The organism is Dictyobacter aurantiacus, from assembly GCF_003967515.1.
Lineage (GTDB): Bacteria > Chloroflexota > Ktedonobacteria > Ktedonobacterales > Ktedonobacteraceae > Dictyobacter > Dictyobacter aurantiacus.
Genome location: NZ_BIFQ01000001.1, coordinates 5,450,701 through 5,465,251 on the forward strand (window position 1 = coordinate 5,450,701; position 14,551 = coordinate 5,465,251).

14 protein-coding genes are annotated in these 14,551 nt (G+C 57.2%); 6 read left to right on the top strand and 8 right to left on the bottom strand.

All coding sequences use genetic code 11. The features are described 5' to 3' along the window. Nucleotides 1-103: 103 nt before the first annotated feature. The 4 genes from KTT_RS21920 to KTT_RS21935 all read right to left on the bottom strand — a co-directional run bounded on the left by KTT_RS21920 (nt 104) and on the right by KTT_RS21935 (nt 4,016). Nucleotides 104-655: a hypothetical protein gene (locus KTT_RS21920; RefSeq protein WP_126598219.1), complete on the bottom strand. Its 552-nt coding sequence runs from the start codon at nt 653-655 to the stop codon at nt 104-106. A gap of 165 nt (nt 656-820) precedes the next feature. Next, nucleotides 821-2,050, bottom strand: a complete 1,230-nt coding sequence (locus KTT_RS21925) for a sensor histidine kinase (protein WP_160146037.1) — start codon at nt 2,048-2,050, stop codon at nt 821-823. Nucleotides 2,051-2,332: 282 nt separating this feature from the next. Continuing rightward, nucleotides 2,333-3,049 (bottom strand): response regulator, encoded by a 717-nt coding sequence (locus KTT_RS21930; RefSeq protein ID WP_126598223.1) that lies wholly within the window; start codon nt 3,047-3,049, stop codon nt 2,333-2,335. Further along, on the bottom strand, nt 3,018-4,016 hold the full coding sequence (locus tag KTT_RS21935) for a sensor histidine kinase (RefSeq protein ID WP_160146038.1): 999 nt from the start codon (nt 4,014-4,016) through the stop codon (nt 3,018-3,020). Before KTT_RS21935 ends, KTT_RS21930 begins: the two co-directional genes overlap by 32 nt. Before the next feature lie 1,436 nt (nt 4,017-5,452). On the opposite strand from KTT_RS21935, the gene KTT_RS21940 reads away from it, so the two are divergent. Further along, on the top strand, nt 5,453-6,835 hold the full coding sequence (locus tag KTT_RS21940) for an ammonium transporter (RefSeq protein ID WP_126598227.1): 1,383 nt from the start codon (nt 5,453-5,455) through the stop codon (nt 6,833-6,835). Nucleotides 6,836-7,138: 303 nt separating this feature from the next. Here KTT_RS21940 and KTT_RS21945 read toward each other — a convergent pair whose 3' ends face one another. Together KTT_RS21945 and KTT_RS21950 are read right to left on the bottom strand one after the other, a co-directional pair. Continuing rightward, nucleotides 7,139-7,615, bottom strand: a complete 477-nt coding sequence (locus KTT_RS21945; RefSeq protein ID WP_126598229.1) for a cupin domain-containing protein — start codon at nt 7,613-7,615, stop codon at nt 7,139-7,141. Nucleotides 7,616-7,661: 46 nt separating this feature from the next. Next, nucleotides 7,662-7,919: a DUF2249 domain-containing protein gene (locus tag KTT_RS21950; RefSeq protein ID WP_126598231.1), complete on the bottom strand. Its 258-nt coding sequence runs from the start codon at nt 7,917-7,919 to the stop codon at nt 7,662-7,664. A gap of 267 nt (nt 7,920-8,186) precedes the next feature. On the opposite strand from KTT_RS21950, the gene KTT_RS21955 reads away from it, so the two are divergent. The 5 genes from KTT_RS21955 to KTT_RS21975 all read left to right on the top strand — a co-directional run bounded on the left by KTT_RS21955 (nt 8,187) and on the right by KTT_RS21975 (nt 12,218). Next, nucleotides 8,187-8,858 carry a Crp/Fnr family transcriptional regulator gene (locus KTT_RS21955; protein ID WP_126598233.1) on the top strand — a complete coding sequence of 224 codons (672 nt, stop codon included), beginning with the start codon at nt 8,187-8,189 and terminating at the stop codon, nt 8,856-8,858. 192 nt (nt 8,859-9,050) lie between these two features. After that, nucleotides 9,051-9,779 (top strand): DUF4126 domain-containing protein, encoded by a 729-nt coding sequence (locus KTT_RS21960; protein ID WP_126598235.1) that lies wholly within the window; start codon nt 9,051-9,053, stop codon nt 9,777-9,779. Between the two features lie 337 nt (nt 9,780-10,116). Continuing rightward, nucleotides 10,117-10,683 (top strand): SMI1/KNR4 family protein, encoded by a 567-nt coding sequence (locus KTT_RS21965; protein ID WP_160146039.1) that lies wholly within the window; start codon nt 10,117-10,119, stop codon nt 10,681-10,683. Nucleotides 10,684-10,708: 25 nt separating this feature from the next. After that, complete coding sequence (locus KTT_RS21970) at nt 10,709-11,464, top strand: SMI1/KNR4 family protein (RefSeq protein ID WP_126598239.1); 756 nt, start codon at nt 10,709-10,711, stop codon at nt 11,462-11,464. Between the two features lie 148 nt (nt 11,465-11,612). Further along, nucleotides 11,613-12,218, top strand: coding sequence for a Uma2 family endonuclease (locus KTT_RS21975; protein ID WP_218030962.1), 606 nt, complete (start codon nt 11,613-11,615; stop codon nt 12,216-12,218). A 203-nt stretch (nt 12,219-12,421) separates the two neighbouring features. Here the strand turns inward: KTT_RS21975 and KTT_RS21980 are convergent, their stop codons facing one another. Together KTT_RS21980 and KTT_RS21985 are read right to left on the bottom strand one after the other, a co-directional pair. Then, nucleotides 12,422-13,504: a phosphotransferase family protein gene (locus tag KTT_RS21980; RefSeq protein ID WP_126598241.1), complete on the bottom strand. Its 1,083-nt coding sequence runs from the start codon at nt 13,502-13,504 to the stop codon at nt 12,422-12,424. 46 nt (nt 13,505-13,550) lie between these two features. Next, on the bottom strand, nt 13,551-14,543 hold the full coding sequence (locus tag KTT_RS21985) for a helix-turn-helix transcriptional regulator (protein WP_307720659.1): 993 nt from the start codon (nt 14,541-14,543) through the stop codon (nt 13,551-13,553). Nucleotides 14,544-14,551 lie beyond the last annotated feature (8 nt).

Consider the following 14,551-nt stretch of genomic DNA (forward strand, 5'->3'; position numbering starts at 1 on the left):
TTTTCGGTATTTAGTTTCATAGTGGGATCTGTCGTGGCATTTGAATGATCTGTGGCGGGTGGGCGCGGGTGAGCAACCCATCGCATCGAGGCTGCTGGTTCGCTTAATAGCCGATCAGGGTGTGCATCGTTCTGGAATTGGCGATCTGCAAGGGGTTGTCGGCCACAAAGACGGTGTCGTCGCGGTGACAGTAGTACAGGGTGTTCCAGAGGGTCAGGGCGCGTTCGCGCCTGGGTTTATCCAGCCGCCTCTGGCGCGTGCGCATCAGGGAGCAGATCAGCGCGATCGCGACGCAGACAAGGGTCAGGGCGAGGGTCAGCAGTAGTGCCGTCTGATGGGCCGATGATGGATCGCTGACGGCTGTGCCATAGTTCATCCAGGCCAGAATGGCGCTGGCTGGCGTCAGGATAGCGGCGAAGGTGATCAGGAGCACCAGTGAACAGCCGTGGCGACGCTCAGGGAATGCCAGCCGCTCGCTCAGGGGCGTCTGATAAGGGTTGCGGCCGGTCGCGAATGGCTTCCTCTCATTACCGTGTGAGACACGGCCACCTCTGGTGTATAGTTCATATGCCTGGTTACCGGCGCTTATCGCGCTGACCTTCTGTACGGCATCGACCTGACCGCAACGGGGACAGCGCAGGAGTGGCGAATGCATAGAATTCCATTTCTTATCGAAATAAAAGACGCTATGTCCGGACGCGAATAGAAAGATATACTGTTATCAATAGTATATGATACCATATATCCTCTCTATTAAATAACGATGAACGAGGATATTTTTTTGAGAGGAACTGGAAAATCTGCGCCTCATAGCGGCCGGCTAGCCAACGGTTTCTGTCGCGCTAGAGGGAGTGGGAAGGCTCACAAAGAAGGTCGTGCCCTCCTCCTCTGATGACTCCACCCATAGCTTGCCGCCGTGGCGCTCCACGATCTCCTTGCTGATCGCCAGGCCAAGTCCCCAGCCCTTTTTCGATGAGGCTTGCGCGCCGGGGGCACGGTAAAAGGGTTCGAAGATATGCTCCTGGAGCTCCTCAGGGATGCGCGACCCGCTATTGTGTACGCCCAGCAGCACCCTTGCTTGCTCCTGTTTCAGGCACAGGCGGATGCTTGCCTCGGATGGAGAGTATTTGATGGCATTGGTGAGCAGGTTGGTCAGGACCTGTGAGAGCCGCTCACAATCGGCCTGCAGCAGCAGTGGAGACGGAGGCAGCTCCATCTCGATGCGATAGCCTGAGAGGGCCTCCTGATCCTCCACTACATTCTGGCAGAGGCGATTGAGATCGCAGAGGGCGATGCGCAGCGGGATCTGCTTTGATTGGAAGCTACTCAGGTCCAGTAGATCATCGACCAGCGCGTGCAGCCGGATAGTCTGCGCTTCCACCTTCTCTAATTGCGCTGGCAGAGGCATCAGTGGCTCGGGCAATGTTTGCTGCGTAGAGAGGCGGCGCAGGGCGATCTGCACCTGCCCACGGATGGTCGTAATGGGAGTTTTCAGCTCGTGTGAGGCCTGCGAGATAAACAGATCCTTCAGCTGATCCATGCGCTCCAATTTAGTGTTGCTCTCCTGCAATGCCTGGTTGTTGATCGCCAGCTCATGGGCGCGGTCGCGTGCCTTCTGTTCCGCCGCCTGGATACGCTGGTGATCACGCTCGCGCAGCACGATCAAAAAGAGGATGAAGAGCTGCGCGATGATAAAGGGGAGAAGCGAGATAAAATTGGTTGGTCGGTAGAAGGATAAGACATAAATCGGTGGGATAATAAAGAAATCTAAGGCGAGCACACTCAAGATGATAGTAAATAGCGCCGGCCCCACGCCCCACAGCAGGCCCACGATGGCGGTGGCGATGAAGCAGAGTGATCCGATGAAATAGTTATTGATATGCCAGAGCGCCTCGATCGTCGGGACGATGAGGGCCAGCGCCACCAGCGGGAAGGCCATAAGGTAGCCAACAAGGGGGTGGCGCCACCAGCGTTGTGCGCGCCGCTGAAGCTGCTCAGTCTTGGTGCAGTTTTCTCCAGGGGGACCGTGACTGTGTCTGTTTCCGTTCATGATCTCCTCCGAAAAATATTCCCCTAAAACTATAGCACAATATATGTATGTTTGTCCCTGGATGAGCTTAAGCATAAATAGCTATAAGTCAAATTTTAATCGTTTTACCTTTTATATGCTAATATCACAGCAATTCAGAGTCCAGGATTTCAAATGAGATACGCACTCAGCGGTAGCATTTTCTTCCTATGCCAGATGAAGATGGCAGAGAGGATACAAGCGGGTAGCTATGATGGATGCTGGCCACTGGTCCAGGGGCCTCCTCTCGGTGGGGAACGCTGATTACAACGGCGCGGTCTCCAGCGTGCTCTGGAAGCGATAGCCGACGCCCGAGAGGGTATGGAAGAAGCGGGGACCAGTCGTGTCGGGTTCGAGCTTGCGGCGCAGGTGGGCGATGTAGACGTGCAGGTAGCTGGCCTGAGCCGCCGCCTCATTGCCCCAGATGTGTTGCAGCAGCATCTGCTGGGTCAGGATCTTGTCCTGGTTATGCAGGAAGAATACGAGCAGCTTGTATTCAGTGGGTGTAAGCTTGACGTCCTGTGCGTTGATCTGAACATGGTGTCGCGCCGTATCGACGCGTAGGGGACCGATCTCGAAGATGGCGGTGTCGCTGATGGGGTTGATGGCCGCGCTATGGCGCAGGGCTACACGCACGCGGGCCATCACCTCCTCAATGCCGAAGGGCTTGGCGATATAGTCGTCGGCCCCCAGGTCCAGGGCGCGCACCTTCTCCTGCTCTTTGCTACGCACCGAGATGACGATGATCAGGGGCAGCTGTGAGCGCGCGCGCAGATTTTTGCACACATCCAGGCCATTCATCCCCGGCAGGCCGAGATCCAGCAGCAGCAGATCGGGATTTTTCTGCTCTACGATGCTCAACGCCGCCGCTCCGTCGCTGGTGGTCAGCACTTCATATTTTTGCGCCACCAGGTTCCTCTGCAGGATGCGGGTAATGGCTGGCTCATCCTCAGCGATCAAAATGCGTATCTTCCTGCTCATCGGTCATTTCTCCTTCAGCATGGGACAACGGTAGGGTGAATGCGAAGATGGCGCCGCCGCCGGGGCGGGACTCGACGCGCAGCTGGCCGGCGTGCGCCTCGACGATGCCACGGCAGATAGTTAGTCCCAGTCCCATTCCACCGGGCTGTGCCTGACCTGTGGCGGGCGCCGGCAGGCGGTAGAACTTTTCAAAGATCCGCTCACGCTCGGCGGCCGGAATGCCGGGACCGCGATCCAGGATGCGCACATCCAGCGTGTTCGCCTCGCGGCAGAGCTCGATGGCGAGCGGCGAGCCGGCGGGCGTATAGCTGAGCGCGTTATTGAGCAGGTTTGTCAGCACCTGCTCGATCAGCACCACGTCGATCTCGACCGGCGGCAGAGCCGGCGGGATCGTGAACTGGAGCGGACGAGATCCCATGGCTGGCCGCAGCCGCGCCAGTACATCCCGCAGCAGCATGTCGATGGCGTACCAGGTCTTCTGTGGCCGCAGCACCCCCGCTTCGATGCGCGACATGTCCAGTAGATTCTCGATCAGCCCATCCAGCCAGTCGCTCTCCTGCTCGATCACGCTGAGCAATCCCTCAGGCGCCAGATCCTGCTCCGTGATGCTTCGCTGCTGGCGCAGGCTGCTGGCCGCGGCCTTAATCGTCGTCAGCGGCTTGCGCAGATCATGCGAGACCGATGTCACCAGGGCCGAACGCAGCTTCTCGCTCTGCTGATAGGCTTGCATCTCCATGCGCACCTCGTGTTCCCGCTGTTGAGAATGTTCAATTTGCCTATGTAGCGCCGAGGCCAGGCAGGCCGCGTAGCAGCTCTGGAAGGTGGTCAGCACCAGGATGGCCAGCAGATAGAGCTGCAGCGTATCCGGCAGGTGTTGCGGCAGCTGGCAGAGGGCGATGAGCAGCGTGGTCAGCGCGACACTGCCCACCGCCAGCAGGCTCCCGATCACAAACCCTTTCTGGCTCATGACACCTCCTTCCCTGATCCGCACCACCGGGGCCGGCGTGTGTGCCATGAGGAGCCGAACCGACCGGGGACGGTGGCCGCAAGCGGCCAGGCGACCTCAAGGGTCGCTGCTACATGGGCGTTTCTCGTTGGGGGAATGTTCCCTCGTATGGGGACGTTCCCTGTTTCGGGGAACCTTCCATACGAAGGAGCGTTCCCTTGTTCCCTGGCATATTGGCCGAGGGCATGATCAAGTTCCTCGCCAATCTCCCCCCTCTCCTCACCGCAGGCGAAAGTGGGGAGGTGCAGGAGGGGCGACGAGCCCCTCCTGCGGGGGCGTGGGGGTGTTCCCCCACCAACCGTCTTTCCCCCTCTCCCCACCGCAGGCGAAAGTGGGGAGGTGCAGGAGGGGCGACGAGCCCCTCCTGCCGGGGGAGTAGGGGTGTTCCCCCACCAACCGTCTTCCCCCTCTCCTCACCGCAGACGAAAGCGGGGAGGTGCAGGAGAGGCGACGAGCCCCTCCTGCGGGGGAGTGGGGGTGTTCCCCCACCAACCGTCTTTCCCCCTCTCCCCACCGCAGACGAAAGTGGGGAGGTGCAGGAGGGGCGACGAGCCCCTCCTGCCGGGGGCGTGGGGGTGTTCCCCCACCAATCGTCTTCCCCCCTCTCCCCGCCGCAGGCGGGGATACCATAATGGTGATAATGTGCCTCTCGCTTGAAGTATAGAAACTGATGCATGTGGCGTCAATAGCGTGCCACATGCCATATGGCTACTTTAGCCATAGCATAGCGGATCCTTTTTACCGTGAAGCGGCGGTATTTTGTGTATTTTGCCCCATGGCCGGGCAGTTATTTATCTGCCATAAGTGGATTCTATCTACGATAAACTGGTTATTCTGCACATAAACAGATAGTCCGTCGTAAAATTGCCTCAAAAAAAGTCCCAAAAGTCTTAAAGGAGCCTTAAATTCGGCCAGAGTTTTCCAAAAAAACCTCAATAAATGGATCGAAATGTGCAACTTGCACAAAAGAACCCCGGCATTATTTGAATAGATTGTCCCTAGGAACCGATAGGGGCGGGCAATTATACTTCTAGCAAGACGCATGTAAAGAAACAAATCGATGCCGAATTGTTCTCCAGGCAATGCTGCGATCCTATGCGTATATGAGCCTTATTCCCGCTCAGCGGCTCAACGATTTCTTCCAGTCAGTGGCTATCGCGATATTGTAAGGCAGGGGGACGGCGTTCCGGTCCCGCTACTATGCAGTATGTAGCGCGGGCAGGTTTGCGCGTTTGTCCTTTTGTATGGATGGCCATAAGGGAGCTTGTCTGGCCTCCAGACACCATGCCTCCCTGATTTGAAGAATATGATTTGAATGCAGCGATATATCATACAAGTTCCTGGACGTGGATTTACAAGGCATCATCTATTTGTAGTGAGAAAGTGAGCGGAAACAGATGATAACAACGGAAGCTACCCCCATAGCGGTAAAGAAAGCTGTGTCCCGCAATCGGATATTCATCATTCAGCTTGTTGTGCTTCTGGGCCTGGGTGTGATCGTCGGCTATGCCTCGACCTTCTTCGCGGGCGCTTCGGCCGGCGCGTTCAACAGCAAGGCCATCAACACAGGTGATACGGCCTGGGTACTGACCTCGGCGGCCCTGGTAATGGTCATGACGCCGGCGGTTGGCTTTTTCTATGGTGGCATGGTGACCAGCAAGAACGTGGTCAGCGTGATCAAGCAGACGCTGTTGATCCTGGCGATCGTGAGTGTGCAGTGGGTATTCCTCGGATACAGCCTGGTGTTCGGCAACGATATTGGTGGTGTAATTGGTGGACTGAACTACGCGGGTCTGCGCGGTGTTGGTTACGCGCCCAGTGTCTACGCCCCCACCATTCCACACCTGGCCTTCATGATCTTCCAGGCCATGTTCGCCATCATCGCCCCCGCTCTGATCATCGGCTCCTTTGTTGAGCGCATCCGTTTCCGCACGCTGGTCATCTTCGTCCTGGCCTGGAGCACCCTGGTCTACGATCCCATCGCTCACTGGGTCTGGGGCACCGGTGGCTGGCTCCACAACCTGGGTGCCCTTGACTTCGCCGGTGGCACCGTCGTGCATATCAGCGCCGGATTCGCGGGCCTGGCCTCGGCCATCGTCATCGGCAAGCGCCGCAACATGCAGCAGGGTGAGCCCCTGGCCTCCAACAACGTCCCCTTTGTTCTGCTGGGTGCTGGACTGCTCTGGTTCGGCTGGTTCGGCTTCAATGCCGGTAGCGCCCTGGCCGCCTCACCCCTGGCGGTGAGCGCATTCGTTGTTACCAATACGGCCGCCGCCGCCGCCGCCCTGACCTGGATGGCCCTGAGCTGGGCCGAGCACAAGAAACCCAGCGCCATGGCGACCGCGACCGGAGCCGTCTGCGGCCTGGTTGCCATCACTCCGGCCAGTGGCTTTGTCGGACCCGTCGCCAGTATCGCCATCGGCATCGGCGCTGGCGTCGTTACCTATGTCATGCTCTTCATTCGCAGCAAATGGATCCGCATCGACGACACCCTGGATGTCTGGGCGGCCCACGGCATGGGAGGCGTCACCGGCGCCATCCTGACCGGACTCTTCGCCGAGAAAGCGATCAATAGCGCCGGCAGCAACGGCCTGCTCTTCGGCAATCCCGGCCAGCTCTGGACACAGATCCTGGCTGTCCTGGTCACCATGACCTACTCCTTCGTCCTCACCTTCCTGCTGCTGAAGATCCTGGCTCCGCTCGGCCTGCGCGTCTCCGCCGCCGACGAAGAGAAAGGGTTGGATATCGCCGTGCACGGCGAAGAGGGCTATCGCCTCTAACTACTATGTCGCCAGGTGACTCAACGCGGGCGGGTGCATGCGCACCCACCCGCGTTTTTTATATGCCACATGCCGAGGCATGCTCAAGTCTTCTTGCTCCCCTTTCTCCTCTCGCGCCGCCGCAGGCGGCACGAGAGGAGAAAAAAAGTTTTGTGGGGACTTGAGCATGCTCCCAGCATGCTCGCCCACACCCCGGCAGGAGGGCTAGCCGCCCTCCTGCACCTCCCGCATTGGGAGTGCAGAAGGCCAACCTTCTGCTTAATTTGACGCCTATGAGGGACACCCCACACCCCGGCAGGAGGGCTAGCCGCCCTCCTGTACTTCCCGTTTTATATCTTCGGTGGTGCGTGTGACCAGGGGTTGCAGATTCTGGAAGACCTCGCGCTGCAGGCTATGGTACGATGGGCTGGGGACCATGGTGACCAGCACCTGCGCATCTGTGATGGCGACGATGCTATGGGGGACGTTCATTTCTAGCTGAAGTACCATGCCAGCCTGTAAGGTGGTTTGTGAATCGTTAGCCGTAAATTCTATGCTGCCACGGATCGCCTGCACGATGATCTGGCTGGACGTTTTATGCTCTTTCAATTGCTGGCCAGCCTTGAAGGAAAACAGCACCAGGCGAGCCGCCCCGATATCTGATAGTATTTGAACTGCCGGGTGCTCCTCGGGCACGTTATCCGGCTCCTTGATCTTGAAGACGATCATCTTGCCCGATGCATCCCCCGTTGCTCCCACGACCTGCTGCTGCTGTTGTTCTGATTGATGTTGTGCTGTCATTGTATCTACCCCATGTTATGAAAATGCGTGATTATCGTATCCCTTGCTATTTCGCCGCCGCGAAGCGGACCGCCCAGGTGTCGGGGGTCACCATCGCTGTTTGATGGGTGAATCCCAGCGCGCCAAGGACCTCGTACAGTGGTAGCGGTTCAAAGGGCGCGATAACGACAAGGATGCCGCCGGGTTGAACCTTGCCGGCCGCTTCCATGATACGCACGAAGGGTTCGCCCCCCTCGGCCAGTTCTTGTCGTACATCCAGGACGGTTACCGATTCCGCTTTGTGATGTGTTGTCTGTTGGGTCATGATCTTTCTCTCTTTCTCATGCTATATCAAGCAATGGGCTGTTTTTCTATCTTGTTTGACCCACCTCCGTACGTGCCTCTCTCAATTCTTCAGGCTTTTAAGGAGGGCCAACATGTTTATGTCTCAAATATAGATCAGAGGAGGGGCATGGCGCCGTGACAAAAGTCGCAATCTGCCATCAAAGCACAGAATTGACACCCCCGGTTCTCTTCTGCTATCTTTTCTCCCAGGACACATTTGTAAAGCCGGATTGGAAGGATTGATCTTATGCCCATCGATCTTGATGTGTTACGCCACATCCCGCTCTTCGCGCAACTCAAGCAGGAGGATCTGGCGCAGGTGGCGGCAATGACGCAGGAGCGTTCATATGAGCGCGGCGACCTCATTGTGCTGGAAGGAGACATGGGGGGCGCGCTACACTATGTGCATTCGGGCCTGGTCAAAGTCTTTAAAACCTCACCCAGCGGCAAGGAGCAGGTCCTGCGCATGATATCAGCCGGCCACACCTTCAACGATGTGCCCGCGTTAGATGGGGGTCCCAATCCCGCCAGCGCGGCGGCCATGGAACGGAGCAACGTGTATGTTATCCGGCGCGCCGACCTGCGCACCCTGATCATGACCCGCCCCGAGGTGGCCGAGGCCGTCGTACACTCGCTCACAGGCGCGCTGCGTCACCTGGTCACGCTGGTCGAGGACCTCTCCCTGCGCCATGTCACGGCCCGCGTGGCCAAAATCCTCCTGGATCAGGAGGCCGCCTCCGCGCAGTCCAACCACTCCTATCACATGACCCAGCAAGAGATGGCGGCCCTGGCGGGCACCGCTCGTGAGGTCGTGGGCCGCTCCCTCAAAGAGTTGGAGGCGGCGGGCGCCATCGAGATGCGCCAGGGACGCGCCGTCGTGCTGGACCGCGAGCGCCTGCGCTTTCTCGCCACTGAATAGCCGCTTGCTCCCCTTCCACTCACCATCCTCACAGGCACAGCTGGTCCCCACAACCTTCTTGATCATAGGAAAACCCATGATCAAACCTCCCTCCCAGACATTGCCGATGCGCCCACGTAGAAACGTACTATATACATAGCAGAACTAATCCACAGCCAGGTGGAAAATATACAAGGTTGAGGATCAACGATTATGAATATTTGCTCGGCCTCCGGCCTGACTACACTGACCACTACCACGCTCGGGACCGCGCTGGGGCTGGCCGGGATCACCGGCATCAACGCCTATATGCCACTGCTGATACTGGCGTGCGCGCATCGCTGGTTCCATCTCTGCACGATCAATCCGCACTTCGCGTTTATCGGGCAGGACTGGTTTATCATCGCCATGGCGATCCTGACCATCGCCGACCTGGTAATGGACAAGGTCCTGGTCGGCAACCACTTCTGGAACGCGATCCATACCGCCATCCGGCCGATCGCCGGCGCCTTCATCGCCGCCGCCATGACCAACCAGACCGGCGTCGCTGCCTTGCCGGGCGTGCAATCGGCCCTGATCGCCGGGCACATGGGAGCCCTCATGGGACTGCAAGCGGGCGTCATCGGCGCCATCGATCAAGCCGTCAACTCTGGCCTGCTGATCTTCTTGATGGCCGTGGCGGGCTTCTTGCTGGCCGGGGCCGTACATCTCACCAAGATGAGCATTCGCGGCGGCGCCGCGCTCTTCACCGCCGACATCTCCAGCATCGTCCTCAGCATCGTCGAGGATATCATCACCGTCGTGGGAGTCATCATCGCGCTGCTGGCGCCCGCCGTAATGTTCATCGGCCTGCTCCTGTTCGTAATTCTCTTCCTGCTGCTCTTCCGCCACATCGTGCGCACCGTGCGGCGCATTTTTGGTCTGGCACGCTCCTGGTCGTAGGGCCGTGCCTGCCCTGATTGGAGCCTGGAGCAGAGCATGTTATGGTGGCCCTGGGCCGCTTCGCTGCAGGTCCTTCATGCCTGAAGACACCACCTGGCATAAAAATGTTTCATTTTCAGAAGAGAACATGCCTCGGTTCATCGGCAAAGACCAGATGTATTTCTGTTTCCTCTTGACTAGAACATAAGTTCTATTGTATACTAGCTCCAGCATACACGATATGCTCAATCTGATTAAACAAGAAAAGAAGTAAATAAGTTGTATGAACGACGCTTCTAATAGCCTGTGTCAGCGCATTCTGGAGAAATGCCAACAGCAACGCTGGTATGGACCAGATATGTATATCCCCGATCAGCTCCAAAGCAACCTGGAAGACGGGGGTACCATGTTCTGGTATGATCGTGATGGCAAACAATATCCTATAAATCGCCGCACTGATACTGACAAGATCCCTACTGTATGGGCCTTTGAGTATGCTCCTATCACCGAAGAGCGGCTTCAGATAGTTGAGCAGAATCTTGGTTTTTCTCTCCCTCCCCTTTTGCATGCCATTTACTCTCGTCTTGCCAATGGTGGCTTTGGCCCTGGCTATGGCCTCTCTTCCCTTACAAATACCAGTCTCTCTAGCAAGCGGCAAGCTCGGTTTGTAGATTTTTCCGTTTTCGAGAGACAAACCCCTGAAGCGAAGCATATTATGATTCCTGGTTATGTCTGGCCTAACAACTTCTTCTGCCTCTGTCACTGGGGATGCGCTATCTATTCCTATCTTGATATCCAGACTGGCCGTGTTTTTCGTGAGGCTTACTATGGAGATAATCAATATGGTTTTGAGTGTGAAGCGCTGTCGCTAGAAGCATGGTTTGAACTCTGGTTGGCTAAAGGAATACATATGTTCGATTTATAACATTTGAGATTAAGAGAAAGAATATATGATGGAGCAGAAAAGATTGGTTGAGCATATTCTGGAAAAATGTCGCCAACAGAAATGGTATGGTGGTGATGAAAGCAACACTGCACTCTATACCAAGCGTAATGAGCGGTACGAAATCTATTATACAGAGGGAGGTGAAGAAAAACGGATCGATCACGACCCCGATGATCATCCACGCAAAGCTAGCTTCGCTTATGTGCCAGCTACGGAAGAGCAACTCCTGGCTACAGAACAAGCTCTCGGCTTTCCACTTCCACCATTTCTTCACATGCTCTACACGCAAGTCGCCAATGGCGGCTTTGGCCCTGGTTATGGCTTACACGGCGCTCTGACTGGTTTTGAAGAGGCTGGCAATATTGTAGACGGCTACAACTTCCATCTTAAACATGCTCAGATAATCGAAATTGAAGATTATGCTGTTTCCCTGGTTGTTGGTGATTCCTTCGACCTCTTTGAAAACAGCTGGCCTCGTTATTTCCTATATCTCTGCGACTGGGGTTACGCGACCACCTCTTGCCTGGATGCGGCCACTGGTCACGTTTATCTGCATCGCCCTAGCACCAAAGCCAGTCACAATATGACCTTTCTGTTAGAAGCGCCTTCACTGGAGGCATGGTTTGAACTCTGGCTCAGCGGTGATTTAAAGGACAAGGGCCAGTATATCAAGGACCCGGCTAAACCAGACACCGAGTTGGCGGAAGTATCTGTGGTTCCTCTTTATACATCAGAAGATACCTTTGAAGAGCTTGAATGAGATGTATTGACAGCTCCGCCAGAGAGTTTATCATGGTTGGATGTTTCCCATAGTTTACATGCTATAATGGGAGAAAATGTGCTATATTGATCAGCATGTTATACTCTGGGTATCGGGTTAGAAGGCGTGAAGGGAAGGAGATATGCTGGTGGTACTTGATCCGCAACAGGACGATGAATATACATCTGCCCATGGTATTCCGATGACGGAGGAAGCCTTTGGGCAGCTTATCCAGACTGAAAGCCCGTATCGCTACGAACTTATCGGCGGCATCGCCTATAACATGACCGGCTCCAGTCCTAAGCATAGCGCGCTCTCGTCGCGTATTGATCTATTGCTCTCCGAGCAACTGGGGAGGCGTGGACCTTGCCACACCCATCGCGATCAGTATGTGGCGATTCCAGATCGTCCTCCTGTGGTTCCCGATGTGGTGCTGACCTGCGATCGCGGCGATTGGGATGATGATGAATACGCGAAGCCCTTCAAGATTCGTTCCCCTTTGATCGTCGTTGAGGTGCTCTCGCCAAGCACAGAAGCGTATGACAGGAACGAGAAGTTCGCCCGCTACCAGCGCTGTTCCACGCTGGAAGTATACATACTGGTCAGTCAGATGGCCCGCTATGTTGAAGTATATCGGAAGAGCAGTGGCTGGCGACAAGAAGTCTTCACAGGCATGCAGCTCATCCACCTGGAGCAGCTTGATTTAGAATTATCGCTGGCAGAGATTTACGACGGCATCCTCAAAGAGGCATAAGCAACGGCAACGAGAAAACGAACATGCATGGTAGGTGTCGGGCTTGCCCCGACCTGGAGCACCGCGACCTGGCACCATCTTTGTTCGGTTTCCCCTGGCCAAAACGCTGGCCGCATACCGCGTAGGCCAGCGCATCATTTTAAAGGGAATCGCTTCGTGAAGGTACCGGGTCGCGGTGCTCCAGGTCGGGGCGAGCCCGACACCTACACGTCGTTCCTTGTTTGCTGGACATTGAGATCCCCCATGCGGTGCCCAAAAGGAATCTCCCTATGCTCCCCGTAGGTATCCCAGTGGTCGAGGGTCCAGTTGACGAGGGTGATCATGTCATCGATCAGGGTGCCGCGCGGCTCGGATGCCTGCAGGAAGGTGCAGATGTTGATCAGGTCGAAGAGTTTGGTGATCTTTTTCCAGTGCGCAGGTAGCACGCCGCCGTTGTCGGTGTAGCCTTGCAGGCAGGCGGCCTCGAACGCTTTGGGGATGAGCCATTCGTAGCGGAAGAGGTTGCCCAGGTCAAAGAGCGAGGAGCCGACAAAGGCGAACTCCCAATCGAGCACAGCGGCCAGCTGGATGCCTCCATCCCTCTGGGGTCGGACGATGAGGTTGGAGCCACCGAAGTCGGCGTGCACCAGCGAGCGACTCACCGCCGTTACCTGCATCAGGTGGGCGTTCTCTCTGACCAGCTGCCACAGGCGCGCCGTCAGTTCGGGACCCAGCCAGCGCTCACCTTTGTCGGGGAAGAGGCAGGAAGAGATGTAGCGCTGATAGCCCTTCTCCTCGTCGACCACGATCTCTTCCGCATTGTCTCCCCAGTCGTCGAGCTGCAGGCCGTCGTGGAAGAAGCCCAGATGGGCGAAGGTATAGGAGCCGATCGTCGCCAGCGCCTCACCCACGCTGTACCCTACTTGCGACAGGTCCGCCTGCGCCTTGCCCGTCAGGATATCCTCGACCAGTATCCCCTCGACCCAGCGCGTCACGGCATAGGGATAGCCGTGGGCGCGGCCCTCAGGATCGGCATGCAGAATCTCCGCCATCGGTACGCGTGTGTGTAGCAGGTTGTAGAGCTCCACCTCCTTCTTGCAGGCGCCGGGATCATCCTGGAACAGGCGCAGCACCAGCGGCTCTTCTCGACCCTCGACCATGACCTTGTACAGGGTATTGTTGCGGCCCGCGCTCAATAGCTCCGCCGCAGCGATTGAGCGGCCGGCGAGCACCGGCCGCAGCATCTGCTCGATGGTTGTATGCTCTAATTGGAGGACGTGATGGCGCCTTTCCCAGGTATCTCTCATGTGTATGCTCCTTTTGATGTCTGATGTGTTGGAAGGGGGAAATCGATCACGAGGATCGAATCCAGGGGTCGTTTTTTGTGTCGCCGTAGCGAGACAGCAACGCCTGCGCCCACGCTATGACGCTCTCGCGCAACTCGACCGGTTCCAGCACTTCCGCTGTCGGACCCAGATCCAGCAGAGCCGCGCGTGCCGTCTCCATGGTCTCAAAGACCAGCGAGATCGTGCGCCAGCCAGTGTGGTCGGGTTGGGCGCTCAGCAGATCGTCGCTGATAGACTCCCCAAAGATCTGCATCAGGCGGGGAATCCCTTTCGGCGCGACCTGGAGCGTGACCGGGTAGGATGGAAAGAAGCGGGCGCACCACTCGCCCCAGTAGCGGGCCAGTTGAAACCCTTCTGGCCGCTTGAATGTCTCCTGAAGCGCCTCTATTCGCTGAATGCGCGCGATCCTGAAGGGGCGGATCGTCTCACCTGTGTCCCCGACCAGGTACCAGGTGCCGGCTTTGACGACCAGTCCCAGGGGATTGACCATGGGCGTCAAGATAGCTCCGTTTTCGCGCCGGTAGGTTAACGAGACGCGGCGCTGCTGCCAGACGGCATCCTGGACCGCGCGCAGGAAAGGCACCTGGTCGGCTGGAAAGTTCCAGCCGGTTGGATCAACATGCAGCAGCTCTTGCAGCTCAGCCGCCCGGCGTCTGTCTCGCTCAGACAGCGTGCTCAGGACCTTGGACAGTGCTACCTCGCGCGTCGTATGCAGGTCGAGGTCGCCCAGCGGTCCCCGGCCTTCTGAGATGAAAAGCGTGCTCAGTTCGGTCTCGTTCAGGCCGGCCATTTCGAGTCGATATCCTGGCAGGAGGGCATAGCCACCTCCTGGCCCGGCTTCTCCATAGATGGGCACGCCCGCCAGGCTGAGGTCATTGATGTCCCGGTACAGTGTGCGCTCCGAGACCCGCAGGCGCGCCGCCATCTCCCTGGCCGTCAGATGTGGTTGCCGCTGGAGCAGGAAGATGAGTGTGAGTAGGCGATCAAATTTCAGCGTTATCCTCCTTT

Excerpts from the sequence above, each read along its gene's own strand:
- KTT_RS21960 (WP_126598235.1), top strand. The coding sequence starts at position 9,051 with ATGAATATTTGCTCGGCCTCCGGCCTGACTACACTGACCACTACCACG.
- KTT_RS21950 (WP_126598231.1), bottom strand. The coding sequence starts at position 7,919 with ATGACCCAACAGACAACACATCACAAAGCGGAATCGGTAACCGTCCTG.
- KTT_RS21970 (WP_126598239.1), top strand. The coding sequence starts at position 10,709 with ATGATGGAGCAGAAAAGATTGGTTGAGCATATTCTGGAAAAATGTCGC.
- KTT_RS21930 (WP_126598223.1), bottom strand. The coding sequence starts at position 3,049 with ATGAGCAGGAAGATACGCATTTTGATCGCTGAGGATGAGCCAGCCATT.
- KTT_RS21935 (WP_160146038.1), bottom strand. The coding sequence starts at position 4,016 with ATGAGCCAGAAAGGGTTTGTGATCGGGAGCCTGCTGGCGGTGGGCAGT.
- KTT_RS21940 (WP_126598227.1), top strand. The coding sequence starts at position 5,453 with ATGATAACAACGGAAGCTACCCCCATAGCGGTAAAGAAAGCTGTGTCC.
- KTT_RS21955 (WP_126598233.1), top strand. The coding sequence starts at position 8,187 with ATGCCCATCGATCTTGATGTGTTACGCCACATCCCGCTCTTCGCGCAA.
- KTT_RS21920 (WP_126598219.1), bottom strand. The coding sequence starts at position 655 with ATGCATTCGCCACTCCTGCGCTGTCCCCGTTGCGGTCAGGTCGATGCC.
- KTT_RS21925 (WP_160146037.1), bottom strand. The coding sequence starts at position 2,050 with ATGAACGGAAACAGACACAGTCACGGTCCCCCTGGAGAAAACTGCACC.
- KTT_RS21945 (WP_126598229.1), bottom strand. The coding sequence starts at position 7,615 with ATGACAGCACAACATCAATCAGAACAACAGCAGCAGCAGGTCGTGGGA.
- KTT_RS21980 (WP_126598241.1), bottom strand. The coding sequence starts at position 13,504 with ATGAGAGATACCTGGGAAAGGCGCCATCACGTCCTCCAATTAGAGCAT.
- KTT_RS21965 (WP_160146039.1), top strand. The coding sequence starts at position 10,117 with ATGTATATCCCCGATCAGCTCCAAAGCAACCTGGAAGACGGGGGTACC.